Origin of the sequence: Coleofasciculus sp. FACHB-1120, assembly GCF_014698845.1 — a bacterium.
Taxonomy (GTDB): Bacteria; Cyanobacteriota; Cyanobacteriia; order Cyanobacteriales; family FACHB-T130; genus FACHB-T130.
In genome coordinates this window covers 1-25,615 of the sequence record NZ_JACJTV010000033.1, presented here as the reverse complement: position 1 = coordinate 25,615, position 25,615 = coordinate 1, and the positions used below count along the sequence as shown (strand labels likewise).

Sequence of the window (25,615 nt, the reverse complement as noted above, 5' to 3'; positions counted from 1 at the left end):
TGTAAGAAAATATTAGTATTGCAAGCGTTCCTCCTCCGGTGTCAGCGGCAAATTCAGGCGCTTTTTAATATAAGCACTCATCTGACTGACACTGGTGCGGGATTTAGAAATCCCACCACTAGACATAATTATCCCTTCCCAATCGGGGTTATAGCGCGACCAGTCAATTTGTTGCAAACCTTCTAGATGTGAGTCCCAGTTTTCCGGGTAAAGCGACAGCAAACTTGCTCCAACAGCGCCTAAACTAGCGATCGCGATCGCGTGACTATGCACGTAATCCCGCCGGATTTCGCCTGCGCTAACCTTCCCATGTAGAACTTGCTCCCAAGCTGGGATATAGCGACTAACTGCATTCCAGTAACGGACTGCTCGTTCAATCTGCTGTTCAGTCTCCTGGCGATCCGTTAGCAGGGCAAGAGTAGCATTATAGATGCTGTTGAGAGTAAATAGCTTGCCGGAGCGAGTAGGCAGCGTACTGCGTTCCATATCTGTCAGGTTTCTAAAAACCTGGACTTGCTTGACTACTGACCGCACCCAGTTTGTTTTCTCGTCCCGATGATCGTAAAGAATGTTTAGCGACGGATCGGGAGCGACTGCATAGCGGTTTAAATCAATAAACATCTGCTGCGATCGCTTTAGACCAATATCCAAAAAGAAGATAACCGCGATCGTTTCATACCCCAGTTCGGGATTTTCCTTCAGCGCCATTTCCAACGCCGCCCGTCGATGTTGCCCGTCATGGATGGCAAACCGCGCATCCATCGGCACTTTCAAGCGTCCAATCTTCCGCGCTTCTGTCTCTGTACCTATCGGTTCAAAAGTGATATCTGCGTCAATCGATGCCGTAATTGCCGAGAAAATGTAGTTAGTCGGATTGTTCAAAATATATCGGGCAATTTCTGGCACGCGGGTGCGGTTGAGCGATCGCGTTGTCCTCATTTCCGGCGGCATTTCCCCATCGTCCAACGGGAACAGCTTTGGGATAAATCGTACCGGACACATCGAAACGTAGTATTCTCGCCCTGCCTGAATTCCCCGAATCACAGGCAAAACGTACTCAAAGGAGGGGGTAAGCATAAATACCCAGCCTATTTAGTTTCAGACACAATCTCAGTATACATAAAGTTTTTAAAAACTATGTTTGACATAACAAGTTTTGACTGATAGTTTTTAAAAATTAATTAAATTCCCCGCTAAATCTGCCTATGAACAGCCCCAGCAACCCTACAACCGACCTTGCCACCCAGATTTTGGAACGGGAAAACCAAGAAAAACAAGCGATCGCACTCCTTCTAGATAGATATCTGGCGCGGAACGACCAATTTTTAGTTCAGAAGATAGAAATGGGCGGCACGGAGGCTTATATCGGTTCGGCAACCCTGGAGTGGTTTGCCAGTCGCGTTCGGTTTGCGTCTCGCCTGCCGCTTTTCCGGCAAAAATTCGACCCAGAGAAAGACAATGTGGAAATCGACGCCGAGAGCATAGAAGAAATTCAGCAACGACCTCTAGATTGGTCGCGTCAAGCGCCATTGACGCAGTATTTAGCAGCCCGAACCACTCATAAATTCCCCCCAGTATTAGTAGTTGTCAATCAACCTTGGGTAGACAATCCTAATGCTGCCGAATGGGATGCAGACGGACGGGCGATTAAATCCGCGGCTGATTTTATGGCACTCGATAAAGACGGCAAAGTAGGGTTATTGAACGTTTCCCCAGATGTCACGATTTTTGCCTTAGATGGTCAACATCGACTGATGGGAGTGCAAGGTTTAATGGAATTACTTCAAACGGGAAAACTCCCACGATATAAAAAAGATAAAAAGCCTTCAGGTGCTGTTATTACAATTGACGATCTCAGGCAGAGCTATCAGATAGACCCGGCTTATTTGCAAAACTTAGCCAAAGAAAAGATAGGCATTGAATTTATTTCAGCAGTCGTAACTGGAGAGACGCGGGAACAGGCACGACGACGAGTGAGATCCATCTTTGTTCATGTCAATCTCATGGCTGTACCTTTAAGTAAAGGTCAGATGGCACAGCTAGATGAAGATGATGCATTTTCAATTGTTGCCCGAAAAGTTGCTGTCACCCATCCTCTACTAAAAGATATTGACGGGCGCAATCCTCGTGTCAATTGGGATAGTGCAACAGTTGCCGCTAAGTCAACCGTTTTAACTACCCTGCAAGCGCTCAAAGAAATGTCTGAGCGCTACTTAGAATACAAATTCCCCAAATGGAAACCTGTGGGCAAAAAGGGTTTAATTCCCATGCGTCCTGAGGATGGAGAACTTGAAGAGGGTATTGAGGAATTTAAGCAACTTTTCGATTATTTAACAACTCTGCTCAGCTTTCAAAGGCTAGAAAATGGTGCAGAAACCCCGGAAATGCGCCGCTTCAATTTTGAGAAAGGTGGGGGGGAAGGAAATATACTTTTCCGCCCAGTTGGGCAAGTTGCCTTAGCTCAAGCTTTAGGAATTTTGGTTTTTAAAAAGGGATTTTCGCTAAAAACTATTTTTGAAAAACTTCAGAAATACGATGCGGATGATGGCTTCAGCGGCATGGAGTCTCCTGATTCTCTTTGGTATGGCGTTTTGTACGACCCGAATAAAAAGCGGGTTTCAGTTGCCGGAAAAGACTTAGCCGCAAGATTAATTGTTTACTTGCTGGGTGGTGTTGATGATGACATGGAACGTGCAGAAATTCGCCGCGCGGTAGCTGAAGGAAGAACAATCGAAGATAAAGCAATGGGATTTAATGGCAAGTTTGTAGAGCCAAGGCAGGTAGGATTACCGCCAATTCTATCTTGAGCCTTTCATTATGGATACGGTCTTCGTGTGGCTGAATGAGTTGATAAGTAGAGACGCGATTATAGCGGTTTTCACTTTGTTGCAATACACTCGGAACCTCACCCCCAACCCCTCTCCGCATGCGGAGAGGGGAGCAGTATTGAACCCCTTCCTGTGAACGGGAAGGGGTAGGGGTGGGGTTAAACGGTACTGCATCCAAACGAGAATTGCTATAATCGCGTCTCTACAAACCATCACAGAGAGCCTCCCGATACCTGCAAAGATACTGCCGCGAGAATCTTCGTTTTTTGACAATTAAAAATACCAATAATGGCAAGATTAATATTTAGTACGAACCGCGAAGACGCTAAGTACACGAAGGGAAGAAAGGAAGAAAGAAATAATTTAATTATTAAGGTAGGCTGGCTAGATAGACTTTTCGAACGTAATGGATAGAAGCTAACTCAAGTGAGAAACCTGCTGAGGTCGAATTCTCCTTCTACTTGTTCTTCCTTGTTGCGTTCAGAACTAAGGAGTAATAAAAGTGTGGTTGAATAGTCTACTATTCCCCGCAACTCCTCTTGTAAAATTTCTAGCCCCCCGTTGGCATACTCTTCAAAAATACGGATGCGTTGTTCTTCAGAATTTTCATCAGTCGGGGAGAGAATTTTGATGTCTTTAGTTTCAGCGATCGCTAATAACTGGATCACCCGGTCGGTGCCTCTAGATACAAAAACCTCTAGGGCGATCGCACCCGGTTCCCTTTTGGAGATTTCCCCTAAAGGCGATCGCTTTTTCCGCTTTGCCCCCAATGCTGCCGCAAACGCGATCGCATCAGCGTAGGTTTGGAAAGGGCCAGTTGTGCTATCAGATGCGACTAAGGCTTGCACCAAATCAGCTTTATCTTTCGCAATCCTGATCCTGTTTGCACCCATTATTGTAATATCTGGTATTTTAATTGGTAACTAAACGATTAAAGTAGCGATCGCTCTGTTCATCTTCTAAATTAAGATGCTCATTTTTTGCCTTGCAACCGTTTCAACCTTTGCTCCAGATATATTTTTCCCAAGCTAACCAACTCCTTGCCAAGCCTAAAAAGCGTTACCCCAAGCTCAAGAAAACCTTTCGGTTTTTTGAATTCGGTTTCTTGAGGCAAATCCACTTTTTCTTTTTTCTTGGGCTGACGAGGCGCTGGGTCAAATCCTTTAGGCTTTTGGCTCATAGTCTGATTAGGAAATAAGACTTTGCACAATGAACTTTCTTTATATTATCTGCCGAACCCATGCAGAGCGAGCCTTAGATTGGGAAAACAAATGATGGGATGTTGCCAGAAGCGAAGCGATCGCATACTCCATATTTAACGCGATCCGGCAGTTCTCACCGTCAGTACTTGCGGCGGTGTGGAATCTGGGGGATAGAGAAAATCTACCTGTACAACTCTCTTGTCGCCTGACGGCATCTTCAGCGTTACCAATGGTTCTCCCGGTTGTCCGCGTCGCTGTACCAGATGCACGTAGCGCGTCTTTTCTACTCCATTATCATCGTTGTAACGCAGCCTGACTGTACCCCGAAAAAACACTTGCTTCGCGAGGGGATTTAAGAACAAAAGTCTATCTGTACCTCCCTCATCTTTCAGGGGTGTTTGCACGGATACAGTAACAGTTTGGGTTTGATTGGTAGAGTTTTTTAGCGGCAAAGTGAGATTGTATTCCACCCCGTAGTTGCTGTGGGCAAAATACGCTGTATCAGGATAGCGAACTAGCATCGGCGCACTTTGAATTTGCTTTGTGCCGAGGGTAATGAGATGCAGAGTGCCTAATACATAAGAAAACGCCTTCCCCGGCTGAGGAATCGTTAAATCTGAGGAATTAGAACCATCGGTCATTTGTGCTTGCCATTGTGCCCCTTGGGACACACCCGCCACGCGACTAAAAACTGTAGGTTCTCTGGGAGGATCTAATGGTGTGGGAATTGGATCGCGCTTTCCTGCCAAACCGCCTGTATTCAGCAGCTTTTGCCATTCAGCCAAAGTAGGTGTCCTCTCGCTGCCAGTGCCATTGCGGGGGGCATTCATGGCTAAATTGGCAACATAAATTGGGCGATCGCTCGACAACCGCATCATCGTGGTGCGACCATTCGAGGAGGGAGCCTTCACCGGAATTGGCTGATTCATCAGCATTTGGCTTTGCCCCGGTGGAATCGTCAGCTTTTGAGAGAATTTTTCCTGCCTAATTCCTCGCAGCACATCATTCATTGTCCGACTGCCAGGGCCAGCGTAGACGGTGCCGTTAGGATTATCCTGAATATCCGGCAAGGAAATAAACGGCGCATCGGGCGTGGAAAGGTAACTGGCTGCTTGCAGCACTTCGACAGTGGCAGGTTGATCGCCGGGATTGTGCAAAATCACGCCTTGGTACAGGGTGCGCGTTTGCGAGGAATTTTCTGCCCTGGCGATGTGGTGAGAAAATAAATCAAATCGCCCCTGGAAGGGGAAATTTAAATGTGCTTCCGGCACCTGTTTGCCTGCTGGGGGGAAGGTGGACAGCAGAATGCCTTCAGTTGTCACGAGTTCGGGACTGTTGCTGTTAAAGGTGGGAACTGCATCCAGTTTTCCCGGTAAAGCCCGCACCTCCATCGGTTGCACTTCCACCCCGGCTATATACTGCGGCGGAATCGTATAAATGTTTAACGCCCGACACATCGACGCTGCCACTTCGCCTCTGGTGGCGCTGCGATTGGGGTTGAGTTGTTTGACGTTGGGATAATTGACGACAAGGGTGCCCACGGCGGCGGAAGCGATCGCATTCTGGGCATAACTTGGAATCTGCGCCGCATCGTTAAAATACTGCCCCAGCGTCTGACTTACATTTTCCGGGATGGGGTAATTCACCGCACCTGCCACGACGCCTATCATTTGCACTCTGGGAATGGCTTGATTCGGTTGAAAAATCCCGCCAGGATAACCCGAAAAAAAGCCTTTTTGATAAGCGGTAGCGATCGCTTTATTTGCCCAGTGACTACCAGGCACATCTTTAAAAGCTGTGCTGCTGCGCTTTACTGGTGCATTCGGGAAGGCATTCAACATCAGCACCGCCGCCTCAGCGCGTGTCACCGTTGCTTCTGGGCGAAAGCTACCATCCGGGTAGCCCGTCACTAACTTTCTTTGGGCTAACTGAGTAATGCAATCTTTCGCCCAATGGCTTTGAATGTCAGAAAAAGCGGCAGTACTGGGCGTTGATAAACCCAATAGAGACACAAAAAGAACGGAAGTAACGGCAGGATTTGTCAGGAATTTGAGAGTTTTAACCATTAAAAGGCTTGAATGTCAACGAAAGTCTTTGAAGTATTTTTAGACAAATTTGTTGCCAGCGGATAGCGATGCGCGATCGCCCTGTATCTACAAAGCTGATTCAGTAATCCAAGGGAGAACCTCTTTCCTGCTATAGGAAGGTAGTAATTTTCCCCCGTTCCTTGTAGGGAAGAGGGTTGGGGGCTAGGTTTTTGATTACTGAATCGACGCTTCAGCAGCATTGCAGTAGGGATGCGCCGACCAATCTTATTTATTTATAAACCACGCAGCCATACATAAAAACCGGCTCGCTAGCCTCAATCGGTTTTGCCGATAAGTCAGCCTGCCACGCCTCAACTGGCAGGATACCATGCTCGGTTAATTGCCAGCGTCCCAGCAGCGATCGGATCGTTTCGGGATTACGCATATAAACATGCGCCCCCATCGAGTCCAATAGTTCTAGAATTTCCGGATACACGATCCCCGCTTCACCATCAAAATCCAGCGCCAAGAAACTACCTGCCGGTGCCCAATCATAAAGTTGATCGAGCATCTGGGTCATTATTTCATCAGGGATAAAGGCTGGAACACCGACAAAAACAATACCTAGACGCCGAATTGACCCCAACACTTGTGAAACAATCGCTCGATCGAGCGTATCAAGGTTTGTTGCATCGCAGAAGGTGTAGTCAGCGTTCGAGTTCTCAGCTAAAATCTCCTGACCCAATTTAATATTAGGTTTATCAATATCGGTATAAAGAACCTTTGCTTGCGGTACAATTTCATGCACATTCCCACAAGTTGGTAATCCGGAACCGAAAACCATAAATTGGTCAATTCCCTGGGATTCGATATAGCGAGATACCTGACCAATGTAGTTTCGTAACGTGCGAAAAACGATTGGGAAATCAGGGTATACCCCGGCAAAAACCTTGGCTGCTTCCACATCAATTGGGAAGTAATGAGAACCGCCAAGCCAATAATCAATCATCCGGGCTGTGTTGGGGGAAACTTCCATTCCTACTCCTTTCGCGGATAAATTTTAAAAAGAGCGATCGCTCTTTTTATCCTCTTTCTTTTGACTGCATTTTTAGCTAAATGATTGTAGCAGCCAGCGAGTAATTGCCCCATCATCTTCAGATTGGCTGCGTTGTAGTGCTTCTTCAACGAGGGAAAGCGTCAATCCTGGTAATACCAACGACTCTTGGATTTCGCCACTCCGCCCATCGGAAATCGAGAATGCGATCGCATCCCCAGTTTCTACATCAACAACCCAATATTCAGACATTCCTAACCGTTCGTAGAGTAAACGTTTTCGCCCTAAATCATCATTAAGTGTTGTTGCCGCAATTTCCACTACCAATGTTGGGGGTTCAAATTCATTCAAGTCAATTGGAGCATTTGAACGCGGTGGAAATACAAATTCTGAGCCAATGTAGAAAGCAGAATCAGGTTGACATTCGCCTGCCCCTGATTTCCTGAAACTGGTATTAACTAGTTCCTTAATCCGAATATTCCTGACTGCTGCATAAAGACTCACTACCTTAGACATGATAGAATTATCCTGCCCGTGACTAGAACCAATTGGCATTGTTTCAATCCTCATGTAGCCCCGATCGTAATAAAACCTACCATTTTCATAAGCAGGATTATCAGCTAGTGCAATAAATTCTTCCCAAGGTGCTTTTACCCAGGTATCTGTTACTAAATCCTGTTGTACAGTTGATGAACTAGAAATCATAATCCACCTCTACAATCTCCGTATATTCAAACTCATTGGGGCTTTGTCTAACTAAATCGTAACTGTTTCCATTTAGCTCAATTGCATCTTTTTCACATTCCGGCTTAGAAGAGTAATAAGTTAGTACATATTGCCTACCAATTCGAGTAGCGATTTCTGCTGCTACTTCACCGCGCCATTGAGTTTTAGTCACTAAAACTACCAATTGATTCGCTAATCTGGGAATCGTCTTCGCAATTTGCCGCCGATAAATTTCATCCAAACTCCCGAATGGAGAATCCATCACGATTGGAAAGGTGCTGCTATCTGGAACCATCAGCATTTCCTTATGACTCCAATCGCGCACCCTATCGATAATGCTACCGATAAACGATAAGCTGAGAATTTGATTTTCTCCCGTAGAAGCGGCGACGGGTGACTCTGAACCGGCAGTATTTTCTACTAATGTTAGCTCGTACTTTTCACTAAGCTTTGGGATATAAGGGGTAAAGGAAATCTCACTAAATATTTCTTGTACCCGCTTTTCTAGCTGCACGCGAAACTGTTGATCGAGACGCGATCGCACTTCAGTTAATCGCTCAATTGCATCCTGCGCTGCGGCAATTCGTCGCTGGGCTAGAGCTTGCTTTGCCTCATTCATCTCATGTTTAGCAATTTGCTTCCCTAAGCTTTCAACTTCAGTTTTAATATCGGCAATTTTTTGGCGATTTTCCCCTTCTTCTAGAGTTAAATCTCGAATTTTTGCTTCAATTTCATCTAACCGCTTTTGGAAGTTGCGAATTTCCTCACTGGGATCTTTTCTTAACTTATCCCGAATTTCATCTAGTTGCGTTTCTATTTGAGAAATGGTTTGTCTGCACTGAGTAATATTTGCTTGCTCTGTATCCACCTCTTCCCAAAATGCCGGTGCTTGCTTATCAATTTCATCTACTTGGGCACTCATGCGAATCGCAGTTTCCTCAACAGCCGCAATTCCTGCTTTATCCAACCAGCTTTCAACACTTTCATAAGCAGCCGTTCCCTCAGGCAATTCCGTACCACAAATACAGCGTTGTTGATATAATAAATTCGTGACAAATTGCCGATCGATTCCAGATGGTAACTCGCCTCGCTGTCGCAAATTATCAATAATTGCTCGGAAGGCTGCTGTTGCCTCGGATAATAAAACTGTGTAGCCTTGAGTTGAAATAGCCTGTTTTAATGCTTCTTGGCTTCTTTTGAGATTTTGTTGATTTACGGCTTTCTGTTCTTCCAGATATTTTCGTTCTTCTTCTAACCTTTTAGCTGCATCAAGTTCCCGTAACTGGTTGCTAATTTCTTTTTTGAGTGTCTGTTGAGCGGCTAACTCTTCCCCAATTTCAGTTTGACGATTAGATAAGCGATCGCTTTCTTTTTCTCTCTGTTCTTTCTTCTTTAAAAACTGCTGAGTTTGAGAGTCGCCAATCGCTTTTAACTCAGATTCTAGAGTTTTTCTTGCCTCCCCCAGATGCTTGATAGCACGATTTAAAACTTCCACCCCCAAAAGCTTTTTCGTTGCTTCGGCAATTTCCTCTTTTTTTTCGGAGCGAACAATTTGTTCAATTCGCTCTCCATCAAAAAAGAAATACTGATGCAAACTTTCGGGTAATATTCGCCCAATAATATCTTCTGGATGTTGAGTAGGTAATCTCCAAATCCCATCATCTCCGGCGATTTGCATATACAACTTGCTTTCGCCTTTTTCAATAGTTGTACCCTTATAAGCGCGACACTCGCGTTTTGCTCGGTAGCGTTTATCGTTATGCTCCCAAGTGACTTCTACCCAGCATTCTACTGGAAAACCTGGTTTGGCTTCTGCAAGCGATCGCTTATTCACCAGCTGCTCTTGTGAAGCAAAAGCAGCACTAAATTTCTCATACAATACCCACGTAAATGCATTTAACAGGGTTGTTTTTCCCGCACCATTATTGCCGTGGATAATCGTAGTATTTTCTTCCTCTCCACAGGACAGCAAAATTTCTGGAGTTTTGCCATAAAATTGCCGAAAATTGCATAATTTAATGGAAGTTAGCTTCATCGCACGACTTCCTTCACGATTGTCAAAATATCATCATTGATATTGCGCGGTTGTTTCATGTAGAGCTTATCTTTCTCAGCCTGTAAGACCCGCTCAATGATTTGATAAACTTCTGGTGGAGCTGTCGTAATTGGCTCCTGCACATCATTTAAATAGGGGTCTTTCGTCATTTGGCTTACCACCCTGCAAATAAACTCTATTTTATTTCTAAACCCAAAGGTATGCAAAGGTTAACTTTAAAAGATATTTAATTAGAAAATTTTTACTGAATTACAGTTTAATGTAAAGAATTAGAGGGCGCTCCGTGCCTAGCACTCCTTGGAGGCGATCGCTTTCGGGCGAGTAAGCCTCACGTTTTATCGTTCAAGGCTCTATTTAAAGACTGATGGAACCACCCATTGACCGCATTCGCCTTTCTCAAACAGCTAAAGATCAACTAAGTAAGCTCAAGCGCAACACCAAAATTGATCAGTGGAATATTCTTTGCCGCTGGGCATTTTGTCGCTCTCTGGCAGAGCCAACAATCCCTTCGCCGGTGCCAATTCCAGCAGATAGTAATGTCGAAATGACTTGGCGCGTCTTTGGGGGAGAATTGTCTGATATTCTATTAATTGCCTTAAAACAGCGCTGCTACAACGATAGATTAGGAACCGATCGGGAGACTTTGGCGACTCAATTTCGCCTGCATTTACATCGCGGAATTGGTTATTTAGCAGGCGATCCAAATATCAAGAAAATTGAAAATTTAATTGAAGTTGCTGAAACAATTAAAAATGAAAAAGCAAATTTTTAATTGTTTTATGGCATCGTCAAACCTTTGAGCTTTAGCTTTCTCTCTTCCTCTCTTAGCCCTTTGCACTGCACCAGTACGCCAAAACCACCTAATCCCGTTGGATCGATGAGCTGGTGTAGGGCGTCACGACGGCGCAGTACATCCATAATGCTTTGCTGCTCGATTTGCGTCCCGATAATCGGGCGATCGCTATTGGAAAGGGCAGCAATGCGATCGCCTAATCCCAGCGCCATCAGAAACAACGCCTGCTTTGTAAAACCGACCAATGCTAAGCCGCAGCGATCGCCCCAACGCTCCAAGGCGGTAAAATCTACATGAGCGGTGATATCCTGTTGCCCAATCTGCACGTAAGGATCGTTATGGTGCCGATGCTGGTAATAACACTGAAGCGTTCCCTGGCTCCGCTGGGGATTGTAATATCGAGCCGCTGGGTAGCCGTAGTCAATCGTTAACAAATATCCGCGCTTCAGCTTGTCAGCAACTGTACTCAGCCAACTCTGAGCGGCTAGATTAATCTCGCTGCGATAGCCATCTGCATAGGCAGCAGAGGGCAACTTAATCCCCACTAAATCAAAATACTCAGCCAGTTGAGGCGTTGAAAGTTCGCCGATTACTTCCTCAAAATGGGTTCCATCTGGCATTGTGACATAGATTTCTCGGAGCTTCCCTTGCGCGATCGCAAACTGATGCACCGGCAATGCATCCACCAACTCATTAGAAAAAAAGCAGCCGGTGATGGAAGCGCTAGGTATCTCCTCCAGAGAACACCACCTGACGGGTGTAGCGCCTTGCGTTTGGGCGAATATTGGGGCTAATTTCTGCAACACCTGCTGCTGTTGGGAAATTAGCCCCGCTGCCTTTTCAACAATCAGGTACTCTAAGGCATTAAAGAATGCTGGATGATGCTGGTGTAAATGCAGCAGGATATCTGCTGCTAGGAGTCCTTGTCCCGCCCCCATTTCCACAAGCGTAAATCGCCCCGGACGCCCCAAAATATCCCACATTTGGACAAATTGCTCAGCCAGCAGTTCGCCAAAGTCGGCACCCAGATTGGGAGCGGTAAAAAAATCACCTTCCGGCCCAATGTTAACGGCGTTGGTGGCATAGTAGCCGTAGTCCGGCTCGTACAGCACCCACTCCATATACTGAGCAAAGGTAATCCGCTGGTTGGGACTGTTGGCAATTCGCTGTGCAATCAAGCTCAAGAGCGATTCAGACTCGTGCATCAACGATTCTTTCAACCTTCAACATTTACCGTTTTGAGGAAGTCTTCCACTTCAGCCGCCGTTGGCTGTGCAGCGATCGCTCCCGGCTTCATTGCGGTGATTCCGCCCACCGCATTTGCATAAGTCACCACCTGCTTTGCCATTTCGGCATCAGCGAGATGTTGAATACCATGCTTGCACAACTGATCAATGAACCCGGCAAGGAACCCATCCCCCGCACCCGTGGTATCGACCACCTTGACGGAAAAAGCTGGCACCTTGTCTTCATTCCCGCCCAAGCAGTAAGCACAGCCTTTTTCACCGCCGGTCACTAAAACGCCCTCGACGGAATCCAGACGGTAAGCGATCGCACCAGCATCAGTGGTTTCAAATAACCATTCAGCTTCTTCGTCAGTGATTTTCAGGAAATCGACGTGCTTGATCAGTTCCTGAATCATCGGCTTGGAATCGCTGGGATCGGGCCAAAACATATCGCGCCGATTCACATCTAGCACAATTTTGACATTGTACCGATCTGCCAGTTCCAGGGCTTTCGTAATTGCCGCTCGCGCATCAGGATAAGCTAACTCCAGACTTCCCAGGACGAGAAAATCAGCGTTTTCAAACAAAGCTTCTGGCAATGCAGACGCTTGTAGGTGCGTATCGGCAAATTCTGTCGTGTCACGAGTTTCTTTTGCAGAAGTGGAACTAACGCCAAATGCGGCAAATTCTCGTTCGCCCGATAGCGATCGCACTACATAAACTTGCCGCGTCGGTGCGGTGTCATGGCGCTGCACGCCTGTACTATCCACACCCACTTCCTGCAACAACTGCACCAACTGATCTCCCGGCTGATCCTTACCGACACAGCCGATAAATCCAGAGGGGGTTCCCAATTTCACCAAAGCACACGCCACATTTGCGGGTGCGCCACCCGGATAAGGCGTCCAAGATTCGACATCTTCAAGCGATCGCCCCAGTTGATCGGCTAGACAATCAAACAAAATCTCTCCGAGGCAGAGAACGCGGGGATGGGTCACAACTGCACTCCTTGTCAACATGAACTCAGCCTACCAGAGCCTCTACCCCCTAGATCCGGATATTCACAGAAGCTGAAGATGATCCCAGCCTTTTTCCCGACTCCCAGAGGTGGGTGATATTGCCTCAATCCCAGTCACAAGCGGGCTTACCCCCAAAGGATCTTCTAAAATTAAAGAGATAGTAAGTAGATATAACTAAGGAAAAAATACTTATGGCTAGTAGCGAGACTTTTACCCCCGCGACGCTTTCCGAGCGAGAGCTGCAAATCATTGAGCTAGTGGCTTCTGGCTTAACGAATCAAGAAATTGCCCAAAAGCTGGAAATCAGTAAACGAACTGTGGATAACCACATCAGCAATGTATTGACCAAAACCAAGACTGACAATCGGGTAGCGCTGCTACGCTGGGCTTTGCAATGGGGCAAGGTTTGTATCAATGAAGTCAACTGCTGTACCTTGCCAACACCGGCGGATGAAGTGATTTCCTAAGCGAGCAACTGGGAAACCCTGCGAAAAAAGACAATCGTCATTCGTCATTGGTCATGGGTTATTGGTTATGGATTGTTGGTCAGTCAATCATTGGGAATTGTGCAAATAGCGAATTAATAGCGAATTGTCAATATCTTTTCAATTCGTCAATGGCTGATTCGCTAGCAAACGAATCACTGAGGATCGCGGATTAAATAACCTACATCCCTTCACCTCGTAGATTGGGTTAAGCGATCGCGTTACCCAACGCTACATTCAGTACTCTGGTTGGGTAGGTTTCGTAATATCAAACGCCACATCGAAAGGGCGGGGAGAATCTCCGCCCTTTTGACGTAGTTCCCCCACCAGACTGAAGTTATTTAATATCTATCCCGAAAAACTAATGACAAATGACTAAATACAAGCGTTATCTGCCAGTTCTAGCAGTTGGTTTATTCGCCGTATTGAGTGGATGTCGCGATCGCGGCTTGCTCACTCCGCCTCCGCAACTGCTGGGAGCCTCCCTCAACAGCTTAGCCGCCGAACAAGAACCCCGCTTTTCTTACGATGGTCGCTACCTCGTCTTTACCTCAAATCGCCAAGCCCGTCGCGGCGTCTATCTTTACGACGTTCAGCGCCGTCGTCTTATCCCTCTCCCCGGACTCAACCAAGCGGGGGTTATCCACGAACAGCCAGATATTAGCGCCGATGGTCGCTACATCGTCTACATCTCCGAGGAACGGGGCAAACCAGATGTCTTTGTTTATGACCGCCAAAGCCTGCAATCTGAGGTCATTACCGACAATATTCTCGGTGAAGTCCGCCGTCCCACCATTAGCGGAAACGGTCGATTTATTGCCTTTGAATCCAATCGTTCTGGGCAGTGGGACATTGAAATTTACGATCGTGGTCCCAGTGTCGAATTATCCTTACCCACCAGCCGTTCGGCACCTCTAAACAGCCCTGAAGCCCCCGCCTCACCAGCGGCTCCCAATTGATGGACGCATCCGACTAAAGTTAAATAGGAGGGGTTGACCTGCTGTAGACACATGAATAACCGCGAGTCTTCTGCAACCCTTCTAAATTTGGCTGACCCAGTAACTTTACGCTTTGTTTGTCACAAATAAACTGATGCTCTAAAGTATTTTTGTATCAACGACTACATTCTGCCTGAACACTGGCGGATTCCTGTAGGCAGAGGTCTGAAAAAGCGATCGCGATCGCGGACGATTTTTAACAATCAGAATACTTATTAAAAATAATTCATTATAAAAATTATTTTATTTAATCAATTTAAGTATAAAAGACAAGCCAACTTTCAACGTAACTAGGAATTTCTTTTATAAAAAAGTGAAATATTCTCGTTTATGAATGTTCGCAATGCTTAAAGAGACAGAATTAACTTCATCTTTGGAACAGCCTTTAACAGTTTTGCTCGTTGACGATCAGGCTCTGGTCGGTGTAGCAATACGTCGGATGCTTGCCACTGAAGAAGATATCATCTTTCACTATTGTAGTGAGCCGACTCAAGCGATTCAGATGGCGACGGAAATTTCTCCAACAGTCATCTTACAAGATTTGGTAATGCCCGAAATTAATGGGTTGTTATTAGTGCGGTTTTTCCGGGCTAATTCTGCAACGCGAGATGTGCCGATTATTGTGCTTTCAGCGAAAGAAGATCCAGCGCTCAAAGCGGAAGCCTTTGCTCTGGATGTTAATGACTATTTGGTAAAACTGCCAGACAAAATTGAGCTGATTGCTCGTATCCGCTACCACTCCAAAGCTTACATTAACTTGCTAAAACAGGCTCATTTGCACGCCCAGGTAGAAGCACAAGTCGAGATGCTCAGCGAGAAATCTCAACAACTGACTGAAGCCTTAACACAACTACAAAATACTCAGGCTCGGTTGATTCAGTCGGAAAGAATGGCGAGTTTGGGTCAACTGGTTGCCGGTGTTGTCCACGCCATTAACAACCCGGTTAATTTTATCTACGGAAACCTCACTTATTTAGATGAATATACTCAAGCTTTATTGGATCTGCTATTAGTTTATCAGCAAGAATATCCTCAGCCGTCCTTGAAAATTCAGGAACGTTCAGAAGAAATCGATCTAAATTTTCTGATTGAAGACTTGCCCAGAATGTTATCTTCCATGAAAGTAGGCGCTGACAGAATTTGCCAAATTGTTTCGAGTTTGCGGAACTTCTCGCGCTTAGATGAATCAGCGATGAAGCCGGTCAATATTCATGAAGGAATTGAGAGTACCTTACTAATATTGCAGCATCGATTGAAAGCCAAGACAGAACATTCGGGAATTCAGATCCTCAAAGAGTATGGGGATTTACCCCCGGTAGAGTGTTATGCCGGACAACTCAATCAGGTGTTTTTGAACATTCTCAGCAATGCCATTGATGCCTTGACTAATTACGACAAAGAGCGATCGCCTGATGAAATCCGAAGCCATCCCAGCCGAATCGTCATCCAAACCTCAATTGTCAGCACTCAAGAACAACACACAGCAGACAATCAACAAGACGCACACGGCACATCTGTGCCCCGAGTCGCTGACAAAGTAGCGATTCGGATTATCGATAATGGGCCGGGTATCGCTTCCGAAGTCAAGTCACGCATTTTTAATTCTTTTTTCACCAATAAAAATGTCCAAAGAGAGACCGAGCTGGGATTAGCCATCAGCTATCAAATTGTCGTTGAGAAGCATGGAGGAAGGTTGCAATGCTTCTCAGAGCCAGGAAAAGGCACAGCATTCGCGATCGAAATTCCCATTCAGCAGCCTGCTCGTCAATCTGCCTTGCTAGAGTAGCCTTTGGAGCAATAACACCGACAAAATACTACCGACAAAATACTACCGACAGAATACTAAGGTGACATCCTTCCGAGCGCGAGTAGCACTCATGCCACTCGTGCCACTCTCTCAAAAATTTGCAACAACTCAAAGGCGTAAACGCTAGAGTTGAAAAACATCCCAGTTAATCCATCTGCTTTTGGAGTAGTTCTACGTCTATGACTACTGCTTCTACTTCTTCCCAGACTGGCAACTTCTGGAGCTTTGACTGGAGCTTTGACTCCCCGGCTCCTCAACCGACACAAGATGCCGATCTCCTCAGAACCCTGAACTTTGTTCCTGGGCTAAAAGAAATCCTGATGCTGCGTCAGGTTCACGCCTTAGAACACGCTACTGTTTGGGTCTTGAGCGACACCTCTAGCTCCCCAAATGCCAGACCGATATCAACCGCCAGCCAACTCGATAACAACACCCTAGGGGGGCTTTCCACCGACCAAGGATTTTACCTCTACGGTCAAGTCAACAGTGCTGATTTGCATCGTGCCGTTCATACTGCCCTCCGGCGGATTACCCGTGGAGAATGGAACCTTGCCGTGCATCCGCGTTGCGGCACAAATTTGTCAGTCGGGATGCTTGTCACTGCTGGACTCGCCTTGGGTATCCATCTCGTCCTGCCTCGTGGCCCCATCGAGCAACTTTTGGGTTTGGGCATCGCTACCACCGCTGCTGCCCAATTAACCCCCGACCTGGGCGGTCTCGCCCAACAGTACATTACAACGTCCATTCCCTTTAATTTGGCGATAGAAGACATTTCAGTCGCACCTGACATCTGGGGTCGTCCTGCCCACTTCGTCCGATTGCGTTGGATCGAACAGTAATAAAACTTAAAGACTAGGAGGCTCAGCAGCTCCCGATCGAGTAGTACGCTGTACCTTAATGACGTAAGGGATAAAAACACTTATGGTTCAACGTGGTTCAAAAGTTCAGATTCTCCGTAAAGAATCTTTCTGGTTTCAGGATACTGGGACAGTCGCTTCCATAGACCAGAGCGGCATCAAATACTCAGTAATCGTCCGCTTTAATAATCCCAACTACGCTGGCGTTAATACCAACAACTTTGCCGAGAACGAAGTGCTAGAGGTTGAAGCACCGAAGGCAGGGAAGAAACCCGCTACTGCCGCTTCCGGTGGCAAACAAACCACCATCGACGAGCGGACTCGCAGAACAGGTCAGGGCAACCGAGTTGTTGATGGGAAGGCCACTGCTGCACCAGAGTCTGGAGAAGGTAGCTCAGTTGTACAAGGCGCTCCCAATCAGGGCACTGACACACGTTAAGTTGTGCCAGAACTGCCTGAAGTTGAAACAGTTCGCCGGGGTCTAAATCAACTGACCCTGGATCGGGAAATTTGGGGTGGCGATGTGTTGCTAGCACGCACAATTGCCCACCCCCCTTCCTCTGTAGATTTTTTGGCTGGGCTTGCCGGTTCAGTCATTATTCAGTGGCACCGGCGTGGTAAATACCTGCTGGCAGAACTCTCCTCATCTGCCTGGTTGGGCGTTCACCTGCGGATGACGGGTCAGCTGCTGTGGATTGACCCGCAGGAATCACTCCAGAAACATACGCGAGTGCGGCTGTTTTTTACCAGTGAGGAGACCAGTGAGAAGGAGTTGCGCTTTGTTGACCAGCGAACCTTTGGCAAGATGTGGTGGGTACCGCCAGGAACGCCACCAGAGAGCATCATCACTGGTTTACAGATTTTAGGCCCCGATCCCTTTTCCGCAGCGTTTTCCGTGGATTATCTGGCGCTGGCACTGCAAAATCGCCGCCGTCCCATCAAAACTGCCCTGCTTGATCAATCGTTGGTGGCTGGAGTCGGCAATATCTATGCTGATGAAGCGTTGTTTCTCAGTGGTGTACCACCCAAAACCCTTTGTGCCGATCTGAAATTAGGGCAAATTGAGCGTTTGAGAGGGGCAATTATTCAAGTTTTGCAAGCAAGTATTGAGGTTGGGGGAACGACTTTTAGTAACTTTCTCAACGTGCAGGGCGTTAATGGCAACTACGGCGGCGTCGCCTGGGTTTATAACCGCACGGGTGCCCCTTGTCGAGTCTGTAACACTCCGATTGAGCGGATTAGATTAGCCGGACGCTCCACTCATTTTTGTCCCCAGTGCCAGGGCTAGAAAATGCAGATGGGCAGGGGTGCCGAGGAGCCGGAGCTATCAATTAGCCATTGGCGATTAAACAATTGACTTCAGGTTTAGGGCTGCTTCGTTGAGGTTTTGGGTGCCTGCTTTGGTTTGCCCGATCCCACTCGCCGTTTCTTTTGCTCCCTGGTTGAGGACGTTCATGGCATCAACAACTTGTTGAATCGCGATCGCTTGTTGTTGGGCACTCAAGGCAATTTGTTGGCTGTTCGTAACTACATGGTTGATGGCGCTCGTCATCCCCTTGAAGGCGTCCGCCGTCTGATGAGAAAACTGTACCCCTTCTTCTACCGTCTTCGTGCCCTCATCTGTCACTTTCACGGTTGAATTAATCGCGCTTTGGATATCAACGACGAGGGTGTTGATTTTCTCGGCTGATCTCTTGCTTTGATCGGCAAGTTTCCGAATTTCCCCCGCCACCACAGCAAATCCCTTGCCATGTTCTCCAGCCCGAACTGCCTCTACAGCAGCATTCAGCGCTAGCATATTTGTCTGGTTCGCGAGATCGCTGACCAAGTTTGTAATGTTGCTGATTTGCTGAGTTTGTTGGCTCAATTGCAGAATTTGAGCTGCGATCGCTTCTACCTTGTCGCTGAGCATCGCCATCCCTCCCAAGGTTTGCTGCACGGCTTGGGTTCCCCCTTCGGCTAACATGAGAGCCTGACGCGCCCCCGCAGAGGCTGCTTCGGCTTGCTGAGCCGATTGCTGGGAAGAAGTTCCTAACTCATCCATCGTTGTAGTAGTTTGATTTACCGAACTGGCTTGCGAGGTGGCGATGCGTTCTTGCTGTTCAACAGTACTTGCGATCGCACTGGAAGAGTGAGCGATCGCATCGACGATCTCATTAATCTGCTGGCTGATGCGCGAAGCGATTAACGAACCAATTCCCAAAGCAAATATTGCAGATAATATGGCACCGAGCCAAACTACAATCGTGAGCCAATACATTGCGGCATCTTGTTGTTTAGCTTGTGCTACCAACTGATTATTTGCATGCCTAAGCATATCCTCACGCCACTCGTTAATTTCCAGCATCCGTACAGCTTTCGTTAACTCAACAGCCTCGGCAATTTTACCGCTATCGAGCAAGTCAAATATTTTTCTAGACTTCTCATCAATGTCCTGACCAGTCTCCACAACTTTAGTCAAAATTTCTCGCTGCTGAGGGTCTTGAATCCGTTTATCTAAAAATGTGGATGCCTCTCGAAATAACTCAACTCCTTCTTCGTAGGTTTTCTCGTAGCTTTTATCTTTGGGAAAAACTACATGACCTCTGGTATTCCGTAGCATTACGGATATCCCAAGAATCATTTCATCTATTTGGATAATATCGTTTTGTATCGACTTGACTTCTTCCGCAACTTTAGCGACTTTGTGAATGTTGTAATGCACCACTCCAGCCACGCCCATTGCCAATAAAATTGGAACAGAATATCCTAGCAAAATGCGGGACTTCAGTTTTAATGGCTTATTCACCGAGTTACTCCTTTCCTGGCTGCTGGCTGCTACTTGACTGTTTGAGCGTTATTGATTAGTGAGATAATCCAAGATAGCTTGGTTCGGTTTAAAATAAAATAATTAGTTAGAAAAATTTTCAATCTTGTAAAACCAAATGCGTTTCTATATTTAGCATCAGTATATTTATCAATTCGGCTCATTTTATCCTCGATAAGTACAGCAATTTTAAATAATTCATGAAACTATCTTCGGGTTGTTATTGAACCACAAAGCCGCAAATAACATATAGGCGTCCGCCTTCGTGAACCGGCTCTGAAAGAGCGAGCGTTTAAAGGATGTTTGAAAAGTATCAAAAGTTGTTTTATCCCCCTATCTCCCCTTAGAAAGGGGAGAATTCAGCTCAAAGTCCCTCCTTTCAAGGGGGATCTCTCCCATCTAAGCCTCTCAATTGTGACTTTTTCAGGCATCCTCTAAGTAAATTCGCTTTCAGATGATTCTCCCGCCCTCATAGAACCTAAAATAGTGATGAACTAGACACAAGGGCAGAACAAAAATATGGCAGTCAAAACCGGCGATTTGGTTCGTGCTGTGCGAGAAAAATTAGAAAACAGTGTGGAAGCTCAGGCTAGCGACTCGCGCTTCCCTTCCTACATATTTGAAACCAAGGGTGAAGTTGTACAATTGCGGGGTGACTACGCACTCATCAAATTTGGTCAGGTGCCAGCACCAAATGTCTGGTTGCGTGCGGATCAGCTAGAACCATTTAAGTAAACTCAACGGTTAGCTACTACCTTTTAAGTAGACGCACCATCTAACTAAGGTTTCAGCTTGCGGAGAGCCGATTCCAAATGGGCGGGTTGAAACTGTCCCTATTGACAGCTGACGTGCTGTACGGGCATTTGTCACCCGCCCTTGCCCTCAACGCTAACGGTTGAGCGCTGATGATTACAATAGAGCGATTTGCTACGAGCAACATCGCTTCGCTACCGCGTCCACCAACTTTCGATGAGCGAGAACAACTCTTCAGTAAATTCTCGTTCGGGAGACGCTAAAGTTTTTTGATCGTCCGAATTTTTACGGATTTCAGTAAAGCTCTAGAGGGCTATGATGTACCGCATAGTACGCTCTACTCTAAATCGTTTATTTAAGCACTTTTAGAAGCGAACTATTGGGGAAAAGGATATTGGTTTACTTTGCTTTTTGCCTAAGTTTTTAACACGCAATTAATCTAGCTACAACCTAAAATTTATTTGAATGATTCAAATATCATATTCTATTTTTACCATGAATTATCTAAACAAGAATATTCGTTTGCTTGCAAAGTTATTTTTAATTTTTACGACAATATTATGCCTAGTCTTGATAAGTAGCAAAGTAAACTTACCTGGTTCAGCTTCTGCACAAGACTCAAAAGTTTACTATGTATCGACTTCTGGAGCAGATTCTAATTCGGGAACTTTATCTAAACCCTTTCAAAATATCCAAAAGTGTGCCAGTGTAGCGACTGCTGGATATACTTGTTTGATTAAAGGCGGGATTTACCGAGAAACTGTTATTCCCGCTAACTCTGGAACTGCTGGAAAGCCCATTATTTTTAAAGCTTATCAAAATGAACAAGTAACAATTAGCGGTGCAGACCCAATTTCTAATTGGACTCTGCACAATCACCCTAGCGGACAAGTCTACACAGCAACGATGAACTGGGATTTAGGTGAAGGGAATAACCAGGTCTTTGTAAATGATGAAATGATGGTTGAGGCAAGATGGCCTAATATTAACAAAAACCCAGCACAAATTACCAGTAAGGACAAAGCGATCGCGGATGGCGGTTCAATTAGCGATCCAAATGCTGCTGACAATTCACGAGTCAGCGGCACAATTTTAGATGAAGCTTTAAGTGACTTTCCTACTGGCTTTTGGAATAACGCCAAAGTCAATCATGTTCCGGGTCCCAACTGGGTACCCCATACCAGCACCATTACCAGTCATACGCCTAAAACTATTAACTTTAGCGATTATCAATATTATGCAAACTCTCTAGGCTATGCTCCAAAAGCAGGAAATTATTACTATATTTGGGGTAAGTATGAAGCTTTAGATGCACCGAAAGAATGGTTTAGAGACGCCTCGGGAAATTTATATTTATGGACGATAGACGGAAGTAATCCGGCAAGCAACCGTGTAGAAGTCAAAAAAAGACAATGGGCGTTTGATATTAACAATAAATCTAATATAATCCTAGAAAATATCAATATCTTTGCATCTGGTATTCACTCAAACAATAGCTCAAATATTTCGATTAACAAAATAAAGCTTTTGTATGGTTCTAACTTCGCAGTGATTCCCCATCTTTGGTACGACCAAGGAACCCCCGCTATTTTACTTGGAGGAAATAACAACGAAGTAAAAAATAGCGAAATTAGGTATGCGGCAGGAGCGGGAATTAGAATCGAAGGCAATTCGAGTAAGATTACCAATTCAATTATCCACGATACAAATTACTCCGGGACTAGCAGCGCCATCCATATTAAAGGCGCAGGCAATGCAATTATGTACAATACCCTATTTGATTTAGGAACTCCGGGCGCAATCAATATTAATGAATTGACGCAGGGCAAGGTGATGTACAACGAAGTATTTAATATGGGGCGGCAAAATAGCGACGGAGGTACGGTGCAGGCATGGGGACACGATGGCAAAGGGACTGAGATTGCTTATAACAAAATTCACGATAGCCAAGCAGAATACAACCCCAGTTTGCATTATTTTGGCAGCATGGGAATTTATTTAGACGGCAACAGTTCTAACTATGTAGTGCATCACAATGTTTTGTGGAATATTCCCAAACATGGGATTGCAATAAACAGTCACGGCACTGCCTGTTTAAATACAAATAGGCAAGTGTATAACAACACTGTAGATGGAGAGATTTGGTGGGAACCGTCTCGCTCTAATATGAAAGGCACCATCCTCAAAAATAATATTGCAAAAGAATTTAAAGATACCCAGTCCGCAGCGGGAATGACAGTGGAAAACAATATTGTCATGGAAAGAAATTCAGCAGGTCAAATCACTGTTCCCGATGTACAGTTTGTCAATAGAAGCAATCACGACTATCAACTCACTGCTACTTCTCCGGCTGTAGATAAAGGTGCGATCGCTTCTCCTTACACCAATGGGTTTGTCGGCAAGCAACCAGATATTGGCGCTTTTGAATACAATAAAAAACCGTGGACGGCTGGTGCCTTGATCGCTCAAGAAGATTTGTCTGCCTTAAATTAACACTCTCTGCACTGATAGGGCGGATATTCTTCGTTCAATGATTCGGTTTGCCAATCTCCTGTTCGCGAAGCGGCGCGTCAGCGCGAGTATTCGGATCTAAAATCCATCGGAACCTCACCCCCAGCCCCTCGACCTCAACGGAGAGGGGAGAATAGAATATTGAACCCATCCACGAAGAGCGGGAAGGGGCAGGGGTAGGGTTAGGTCGTATTCTTTGTCCAGTCTTCTCAACCAAGAACCCCCTCGATCCTCTCTGACTAAGGGGAACAAGGGGGTTACTGCTAATTACTTGTATCGTCTCGTTCAGGATCTGTTGAGAAAACCCTGAATTTGTTTCAGAGCATACGGAAGAATATTAAACCCTGCCCAGCCTGCTGCTGCGATAATTGGCAGCAAAACGATTAACACGCGCCAGTCAAACTCCATTGAAGTTTCCTCTCTTATTGCTTAAAGATTTTTGAACAATTCTCATATTTTATTTTTAGGCATCGGGGGACAGTTTGATACATCCCTTGACTTATCCGGACTCCCCAACTTTCCCAGACATCAATGAGGCGTCGTAAATCCCAGATCCGTCCCCTTGCCTGCATGAACCAAAGCCAACTTCTCGTAGCGCTTCGCGTGTTCGATGAGTTCTGCCGTCTCAGTCTCAGAAAGTTCGCGCACCCGCTTGGCAGGCATCCCCACCATCAGCGACAAAGGGGGCACGTCCTTCGTCACCACACAGCCAGCACCGATAAGACTCCCAGCACCCACGCGCACGCCATCTAGCACGACTGCGCCAATGCCAATCAGGCAACCGCGTTCAATATGAGCCGAATGAATTACAGCGCGATGCCCGATGGTTACATGATCTTCCACAATTGTTGGCTTGCCCGGATCGCCGTGCAAAATCGCACCATCCTGAATATTTGTCCGTTCTCCAATTTCAATGCGTTCCACATCTCCTCGCACCACAGCCCCGAACCAGATGCTGACCCCTGCACCAATCTTTACCCAACCCATGACAACGGCATTTGGGGCGACAAAGGCAGCTAAGGAGAGATCGGGGCTAGGCCAATAGGAATTATCGGCACCGAAGGACGGGTTTAAATTACTCACAAGATGCGCTCAGTGACTCCACAAAATAACCACACTCTTTATGGTGAGGGCGAAGCTTCACCTACACAGATATAATAAAGCCACTGGCACCGTTGGACAGAGAATAGAATGCCGATACACACTCCATGATGAATCCAGGCTTACAGTACCCGATCTTTGGGCCGGAGATTCACTGCCCCCATTGCCGCCAAACGATTCCGGCCTTGACGCTGACGGATACTTATCTGTGTCCGCGTCATGGTGCCTTTGAGGCAGATCCGAAGACTGGTGAACTGATTCATTTACAGTCTGGGCGTCACTGGCGTCGGTGGAGTGATGAATGGTACCGGCAACACACCCATCCGGATGGGATTCGGTTTGAGATTCACGAAGCCCTAGACCGGCTGTATACTCAAGGCTACCGAGCGACGCGAGTCATTATTGCCAGTCGCTATCGGGAGTTAATTAGTGCTTATCTGGAACGCAGCACCCCTTGGCGGGGGCAGTCAGATCCGCCGAAACCCAGGCTGTACGGATTGCCGGTAGAGTTTAGCCCAGAACCGGAAGAAGAACCCTGCTGGGAAGTGATTAATTTTGATTTGGAAAAAGAACCGGGTATCCCTGTGAGATATCCTTATTTTCGGTTGTTTGAATAATTTCGTTCGTGATTAGTCATTTGTTGATTAGTCATTGGTCATTTGTGATTAGTTATTGTCAATCGGCTAAGGACTGGCACGCTATCACTAAGGACTAAACACTAAGAGCTAAAGACTGATCGCAAAGGACAAAAATCATGCATCATGTTTCGATCCGCACGGCAAATATTCATCGCGCGATCGCTTTCTACGAACATCTGGGATTTGCTGTCTGCGAACGCTTCACCGCCGGGATCACCCTCGCCTGCTGGATGAAGGGTAGTCTCGGACGCATTGAATTAATCCAGATTCCGCAACCAAAACCCGCCCCCGATGCTTTTGGAGATGAGCATTACGTCGGGTACTACCATTTGTCTTTTGATATCACTGATACGGCATCTGATTTGCCGAGTTGGTTAAATTCTTTAAAAGAACGCTTTGATGAGGCAGCACAGACTTCTCCAGAGCAGTTTTCCCCCCTGAAGGTACTTTTAGAGCCAACGCAGCAAATGATCGGCTCAAGCGTCTACGAAGTTGCTTTCATTGCCGATACCGACGGCTTACCCCTGGAATTTATCCGTGTTTTGAGTAGCAAAGACTCGCCAAGTTAAGCGTAAGTAATTGGGGAAATGATGTTGTAGGGTAGCCCCTGCAACATTATTTGGCGTTGCTGAATGGGGGTATGAATCAAGCTGGAACAGGCACATCCCAAAACTTCAGGTAGTGAAGTAACAAGCGAATTGAGTGTCTCAGCATTTCCTCGCTCTTGG

At 46.2% G+C, this 25,615-nt stretch carries 25 protein-coding genes and 1 pseudogene; 12 read left to right on the top strand and 14 right to left on the bottom strand.

Annotated features, from left to right (window positions below; translation table 11 throughout):
- Positions 1-12: 12 nt before the first annotated feature.
- The gene (gene dndB, locus H6H02_RS22005) at positions 13-1,077 is read right to left on the bottom strand and encodes a DNA sulfur modification protein DndB (RefSeq protein ID WP_190821762.1); all 1,065 of its coding nucleotides are present in this window, start codon (positions 1,075-1,077) and stop codon (positions 13-15) included.
- A 128-nt stretch (positions 1,078-1,205) separates the two neighbouring features.
- On the opposite strand from dndB, the gene H6H02_RS22000 reads away from it, so the two are divergent.
- Positions 1,206-2,807, top strand: coding sequence for a DGQHR domain-containing protein (locus H6H02_RS22000; protein WP_190821760.1), 1,602 nt, complete (start codon positions 1,206-1,208; stop codon positions 2,805-2,807).
- Positions 2,808-3,250: 443 nt separating this feature from the next.
- On the opposite strand, the gene H6H02_RS21995 is transcribed toward H6H02_RS22000, so the two are convergent.
- The 7 genes from H6H02_RS21995 to H6H02_RS21965 form a co-directional block, all read right to left on the bottom strand.
- Positions 3,251-3,721: a DNA phosphorothioation-associated protein 4 gene (locus tag H6H02_RS21995; protein ID WP_190821758.1), complete on the bottom strand. Its 471-nt coding sequence runs from the start codon at positions 3,719-3,721 to the stop codon at positions 3,251-3,253.
- 80 nt (positions 3,722-3,801) lie between these two features.
- On the bottom strand, positions 3,802-4,008 hold the full coding sequence (locus H6H02_RS21990) for a hypothetical protein (protein WP_190821756.1): 207 nt from the start codon (positions 4,006-4,008) through the stop codon (positions 3,802-3,804).
- Positions 4,009-4,143: 135 nt separating this feature from the next.
- Positions 4,144-6,096, bottom strand: a complete 1,953-nt coding sequence (locus H6H02_RS21985; RefSeq protein ID WP_190821754.1) for a DUF3370 family protein — start codon at positions 6,094-6,096, stop codon at positions 4,144-4,146.
- A gap of 250 nt (positions 6,097-6,346) precedes the next feature.
- Positions 6,347-7,093 (bottom strand): SAM-dependent methyltransferase, encoded by a 747-nt coding sequence (locus H6H02_RS21980; RefSeq protein ID WP_190821752.1) that lies wholly within the window; start codon positions 7,091-7,093, stop codon positions 6,347-6,349.
- A 72-nt stretch (positions 7,094-7,165) separates the two neighbouring features.
- A complete protein-coding gene (locus H6H02_RS21975; RefSeq protein ID WP_190821751.1) occupies positions 7,166-7,816 on the bottom strand; it encodes a Uma2 family endonuclease in 651 nt (216 codons plus the stop codon).
- Entirely contained in the window at positions 7,806-9,872 is a 2,067-nt protein-coding gene (locus H6H02_RS21970; RefSeq protein WP_190821749.1) for an AAA family ATPase, read from the bottom strand. Before H6H02_RS21970 ends, H6H02_RS21975 begins: the two co-directional genes overlap by 11 nt.
- Positions 9,869-10,042, bottom strand: a complete 174-nt coding sequence (locus H6H02_RS21965; protein WP_190821747.1) for a hypothetical protein — start codon at positions 10,040-10,042, stop codon at positions 9,869-9,871. Before H6H02_RS21965 ends, H6H02_RS21970 begins: the two co-directional genes overlap by 4 nt.
- A gap of 215 nt (positions 10,043-10,257) precedes the next feature.
- On the opposite strand from H6H02_RS21965, the gene dndE reads away from it, so the two are divergent.
- Positions 10,258-10,665 (top strand): DNA sulfur modification protein DndE, encoded by a 408-nt coding sequence (gene dndE, locus H6H02_RS21960; RefSeq protein WP_190666860.1) that lies wholly within the window; start codon positions 10,258-10,260, stop codon positions 10,663-10,665.
- 5 nt (positions 10,666-10,670) lie between these two features.
- Here dndE and H6H02_RS21955 read toward each other — a convergent pair whose 3' ends face one another.
- Together H6H02_RS21955 and H6H02_RS21950 are read right to left on the bottom strand one after the other, a co-directional pair.
- A complete protein-coding gene (locus H6H02_RS21955; RefSeq protein ID WP_190821745.1) occupies positions 10,671-11,891 on the bottom strand; it encodes a class I SAM-dependent methyltransferase in 1,221 nt (406 codons plus the stop codon).
- A gap of 11 nt (positions 11,892-11,902) precedes the next feature.
- The gene (locus H6H02_RS21950; protein ID WP_190821743.1) at positions 11,903-12,910 is read right to left on the bottom strand and encodes a PfkB family carbohydrate kinase; all 1,008 of its coding nucleotides are present in this window, start codon (positions 12,908-12,910) and stop codon (positions 11,903-11,905) included.
- Positions 12,911-13,122: 212 nt separating this feature from the next.
- On the opposite strand from H6H02_RS21950, the gene H6H02_RS21945 reads away from it, so the two are divergent.
- The 6 genes from H6H02_RS21945 to H6H02_RS21920 all read left to right on the top strand — a co-directional run bounded on the left by H6H02_RS21945 (position 13,123) and on the right by H6H02_RS21920 (position 18,366).
- A complete protein-coding gene (locus H6H02_RS21945) occupies positions 13,123-13,398 on the top strand; it encodes a LuxR C-terminal-related transcriptional regulator (RefSeq protein WP_190821742.1) in 276 nt (91 codons plus the stop codon).
- 389 nt (positions 13,399-13,787) lie between these two features.
- A complete protein-coding gene (locus tag H6H02_RS21940) occupies positions 13,788-14,375 on the top strand; it encodes a PD40 domain-containing protein (protein ID WP_190821740.1) in 588 nt (195 codons plus the stop codon).
- Between the two features lie 382 nt (positions 14,376-14,757).
- A complete protein-coding gene (locus H6H02_RS27765) occupies positions 14,758-16,200 on the top strand; it encodes an ATP-binding protein (protein WP_199329445.1) in 1,443 nt (480 codons plus the stop codon).
- A 200-nt stretch (positions 16,201-16,400) separates the two neighbouring features.
- Positions 16,401-17,060, top strand: coding sequence for a DUF6391 domain-containing protein (locus H6H02_RS21930; RefSeq protein ID WP_190821736.1), 660 nt, complete (start codon positions 16,401-16,403; stop codon positions 17,058-17,060).
- An 82-nt stretch (positions 17,061-17,142) separates the two neighbouring features.
- Positions 17,143-17,517: a photosystem I reaction center subunit IV gene (locus tag H6H02_RS21925; protein ID WP_190821734.1), complete on the top strand. Its 375-nt coding sequence runs from the start codon at positions 17,143-17,145 to the stop codon at positions 17,515-17,517.
- Positions 17,518-17,520: 3 nt separating this feature from the next.
- On the top strand, positions 17,521-18,366 hold the full coding sequence (locus H6H02_RS21920) for a DNA-formamidopyrimidine glycosylase (RefSeq protein WP_190821732.1): 846 nt from the start codon (positions 17,521-17,523) through the stop codon (positions 18,364-18,366).
- Positions 18,367-18,423: 57 nt separating this feature from the next.
- On the opposite strand, the gene H6H02_RS21915 is transcribed toward H6H02_RS21920, so the two are convergent.
- Positions 18,424-19,866 (bottom strand): methyl-accepting chemotaxis protein, encoded by a 1,443-nt coding sequence (locus H6H02_RS21915; RefSeq protein ID WP_347342636.1) that lies wholly within the window; start codon positions 19,864-19,866, stop codon positions 18,424-18,426.
- 537 nt (positions 19,867-20,403) lie between these two features.
- Between H6H02_RS21915 and H6H02_RS21910 the strand changes: the two genes are divergently transcribed.
- Together H6H02_RS21910 and H6H02_RS21905 are read left to right on the top strand one after the other, a co-directional pair.
- A complete protein-coding gene (locus tag H6H02_RS21910; RefSeq protein WP_190821730.1) occupies positions 20,404-20,619 on the top strand; it encodes an NAD(P)H-quinone oxidoreductase subunit O in 216 nt (71 codons plus the stop codon).
- A 513-nt stretch (positions 20,620-21,132) separates the two neighbouring features.
- Positions 21,133-23,130: a right-handed parallel beta-helix repeat-containing protein gene (locus H6H02_RS21905; RefSeq protein ID WP_190821728.1), complete on the top strand. Its 1,998-nt coding sequence runs from the start codon at positions 21,133-21,135 to the stop codon at positions 23,128-23,130.
- Between the two features lie 303 nt (positions 23,131-23,433).
- Here H6H02_RS21905 and H6H02_RS21900 read toward each other — a convergent pair whose 3' ends face one another.
- Both H6H02_RS21900 and H6H02_RS21895 read right to left on the bottom strand, forming a co-directional pair.
- Positions 23,434-23,556, bottom strand: coding sequence for a photosystem II protein Y (locus H6H02_RS21900; RefSeq protein ID WP_190411030.1), 123 nt, complete (start codon positions 23,554-23,556; stop codon positions 23,434-23,436).
- 120 nt (positions 23,557-23,676) lie between these two features.
- Complete coding sequence (locus H6H02_RS21895) at positions 23,677-24,231, bottom strand: gamma carbonic anhydrase family protein (RefSeq protein ID WP_190821726.1); 555 nt, start codon at positions 24,229-24,231, stop codon at positions 23,677-23,679.
- A 125-nt stretch (positions 24,232-24,356) separates the two neighbouring features.
- On the opposite strand from H6H02_RS21895, the gene H6H02_RS21890 reads away from it, so the two are divergent.
- Both H6H02_RS21890 and H6H02_RS21885 read left to right on the top strand, forming a co-directional pair.
- Positions 24,357-24,866 (top strand): TIGR02652 family protein, encoded by a 510-nt coding sequence (locus H6H02_RS21890; protein WP_190411032.1) that lies wholly within the window; start codon positions 24,357-24,359, stop codon positions 24,864-24,866.
- Between the two features lie 137 nt (positions 24,867-25,003).
- Entirely contained in the window at positions 25,004-25,456 is a 453-nt protein-coding gene (locus H6H02_RS21885) for a VOC family protein (RefSeq protein ID WP_190821724.1), read from the top strand.
- Between the two features lie 76 nt (positions 25,457-25,532).
- On the opposite strand, the pseudogene H6H02_RS21880 reads toward H6H02_RS21885, so the two are convergent.
- Positions 25,533-25,615 (bottom strand): annotated as a pseudogene (locus tag H6H02_RS21880) (IS1 family transposase); the annotation flags it as partial.

Excerpts from the sequence above, each read along its gene's own strand:
- H6H02_RS21930 (WP_190821736.1), top strand. The coding sequence starts at position 16,401 with ATGACTACTGCTTCTACTTCTTCCCAGACTGGCAACTTCTGGAGCTTT.
- H6H02_RS21980 (WP_190821752.1), bottom strand. The coding sequence starts at position 7,093 with ATGGAAGTTTCCCCCAACACAGCCCGGATGATTGATTATTGGCTTGGC.
- H6H02_RS21970 (WP_190821749.1), bottom strand. The coding sequence starts at position 9,872 with ATGAAGCTAACTTCCATTAAATTATGCAATTTTCGGCAATTTTATGGC.
- H6H02_RS21985 (WP_190821754.1), bottom strand. The coding sequence starts at position 6,096 with ATGGTTAAAACTCTCAAATTCCTGACAAATCCTGCCGTTACTTCCGTT.
- H6H02_RS21965 (WP_190821747.1), bottom strand. The coding sequence starts at position 10,042 with ATGACGAAAGACCCCTATTTAAATGATGTGCAGGAGCCAATTACGACA.
- H6H02_RS21990 (WP_190821756.1), bottom strand. The coding sequence starts at position 4,008 with ATGAGCCAAAAGCCTAAAGGATTTGACCCAGCGCCTCGTCAGCCCAAG.
- H6H02_RS21890 (WP_190411032.1), top strand. The coding sequence starts at position 24,357 with ATGATGAATCCAGGCTTACAGTACCCGATCTTTGGGCCGGAGATTCAC.
- dndE (WP_190666860.1), top strand. The coding sequence starts at position 10,258 with ATGGAACCACCCATTGACCGCATTCGCCTTTCTCAAACAGCTAAAGAT.
- H6H02_RS21940 (WP_190821740.1), top strand. The coding sequence starts at position 13,788 with ATGACTAAATACAAGCGTTATCTGCCAGTTCTAGCAGTTGGTTTATTC.
- H6H02_RS21975 (WP_190821751.1), bottom strand. The coding sequence starts at position 7,816 with ATGATTTCTAGTTCATCAACTGTACAACAGGATTTAGTAACAGATACC.
- H6H02_RS21900 (WP_190411030.1), bottom strand. The coding sequence starts at position 23,556 with ATGGAGTTTGACTGGCGCGTGTTAATCGTTTTGCTGCCAATTATCGCA.
- H6H02_RS27765 (WP_199329445.1), top strand. The coding sequence starts at position 14,758 with ATGCTTAAAGAGACAGAATTAACTTCATCTTTGGAACAGCCTTTAACA.
- dndB (WP_190821762.1), bottom strand. The coding sequence starts at position 1,077 with ATGCTTACCCCCTCCTTTGAGTACGTTTTGCCTGTGATTCGGGGAATT.
- H6H02_RS21955 (WP_190821745.1), bottom strand. The coding sequence starts at position 11,891 with ATGCACGAGTCTGAATCGCTCTTGAGCTTGATTGCACAGCGAATTGCC.
- H6H02_RS21925 (WP_190821734.1), top strand. The coding sequence starts at position 17,143 with ATGGTTCAACGTGGTTCAAAAGTTCAGATTCTCCGTAAAGAATCTTTC.
- H6H02_RS21910 (WP_190821730.1), top strand. The coding sequence starts at position 20,404 with ATGGCAGTCAAAACCGGCGATTTGGTTCGTGCTGTGCGAGAAAAATTA.
- H6H02_RS21945 (WP_190821742.1), top strand. The coding sequence starts at position 13,123 with ATGGCTAGTAGCGAGACTTTTACCCCCGCGACGCTTTCCGAGCGAGAG.
- H6H02_RS21995 (WP_190821758.1), bottom strand. The coding sequence starts at position 3,721 with ATGGGTGCAAACAGGATCAGGATTGCGAAAGATAAAGCTGATTTGGTG.
- H6H02_RS21885 (WP_190821724.1), top strand. The coding sequence starts at position 25,004 with ATGCATCATGTTTCGATCCGCACGGCAAATATTCATCGCGCGATCGCT.
- H6H02_RS21905 (WP_190821728.1), top strand. The coding sequence starts at position 21,133 with ATGAATTATCTAAACAAGAATATTCGTTTGCTTGCAAAGTTATTTTTA.
- H6H02_RS22000 (WP_190821760.1), top strand. The coding sequence starts at position 1,206 with ATGAACAGCCCCAGCAACCCTACAACCGACCTTGCCACCCAGATTTTG.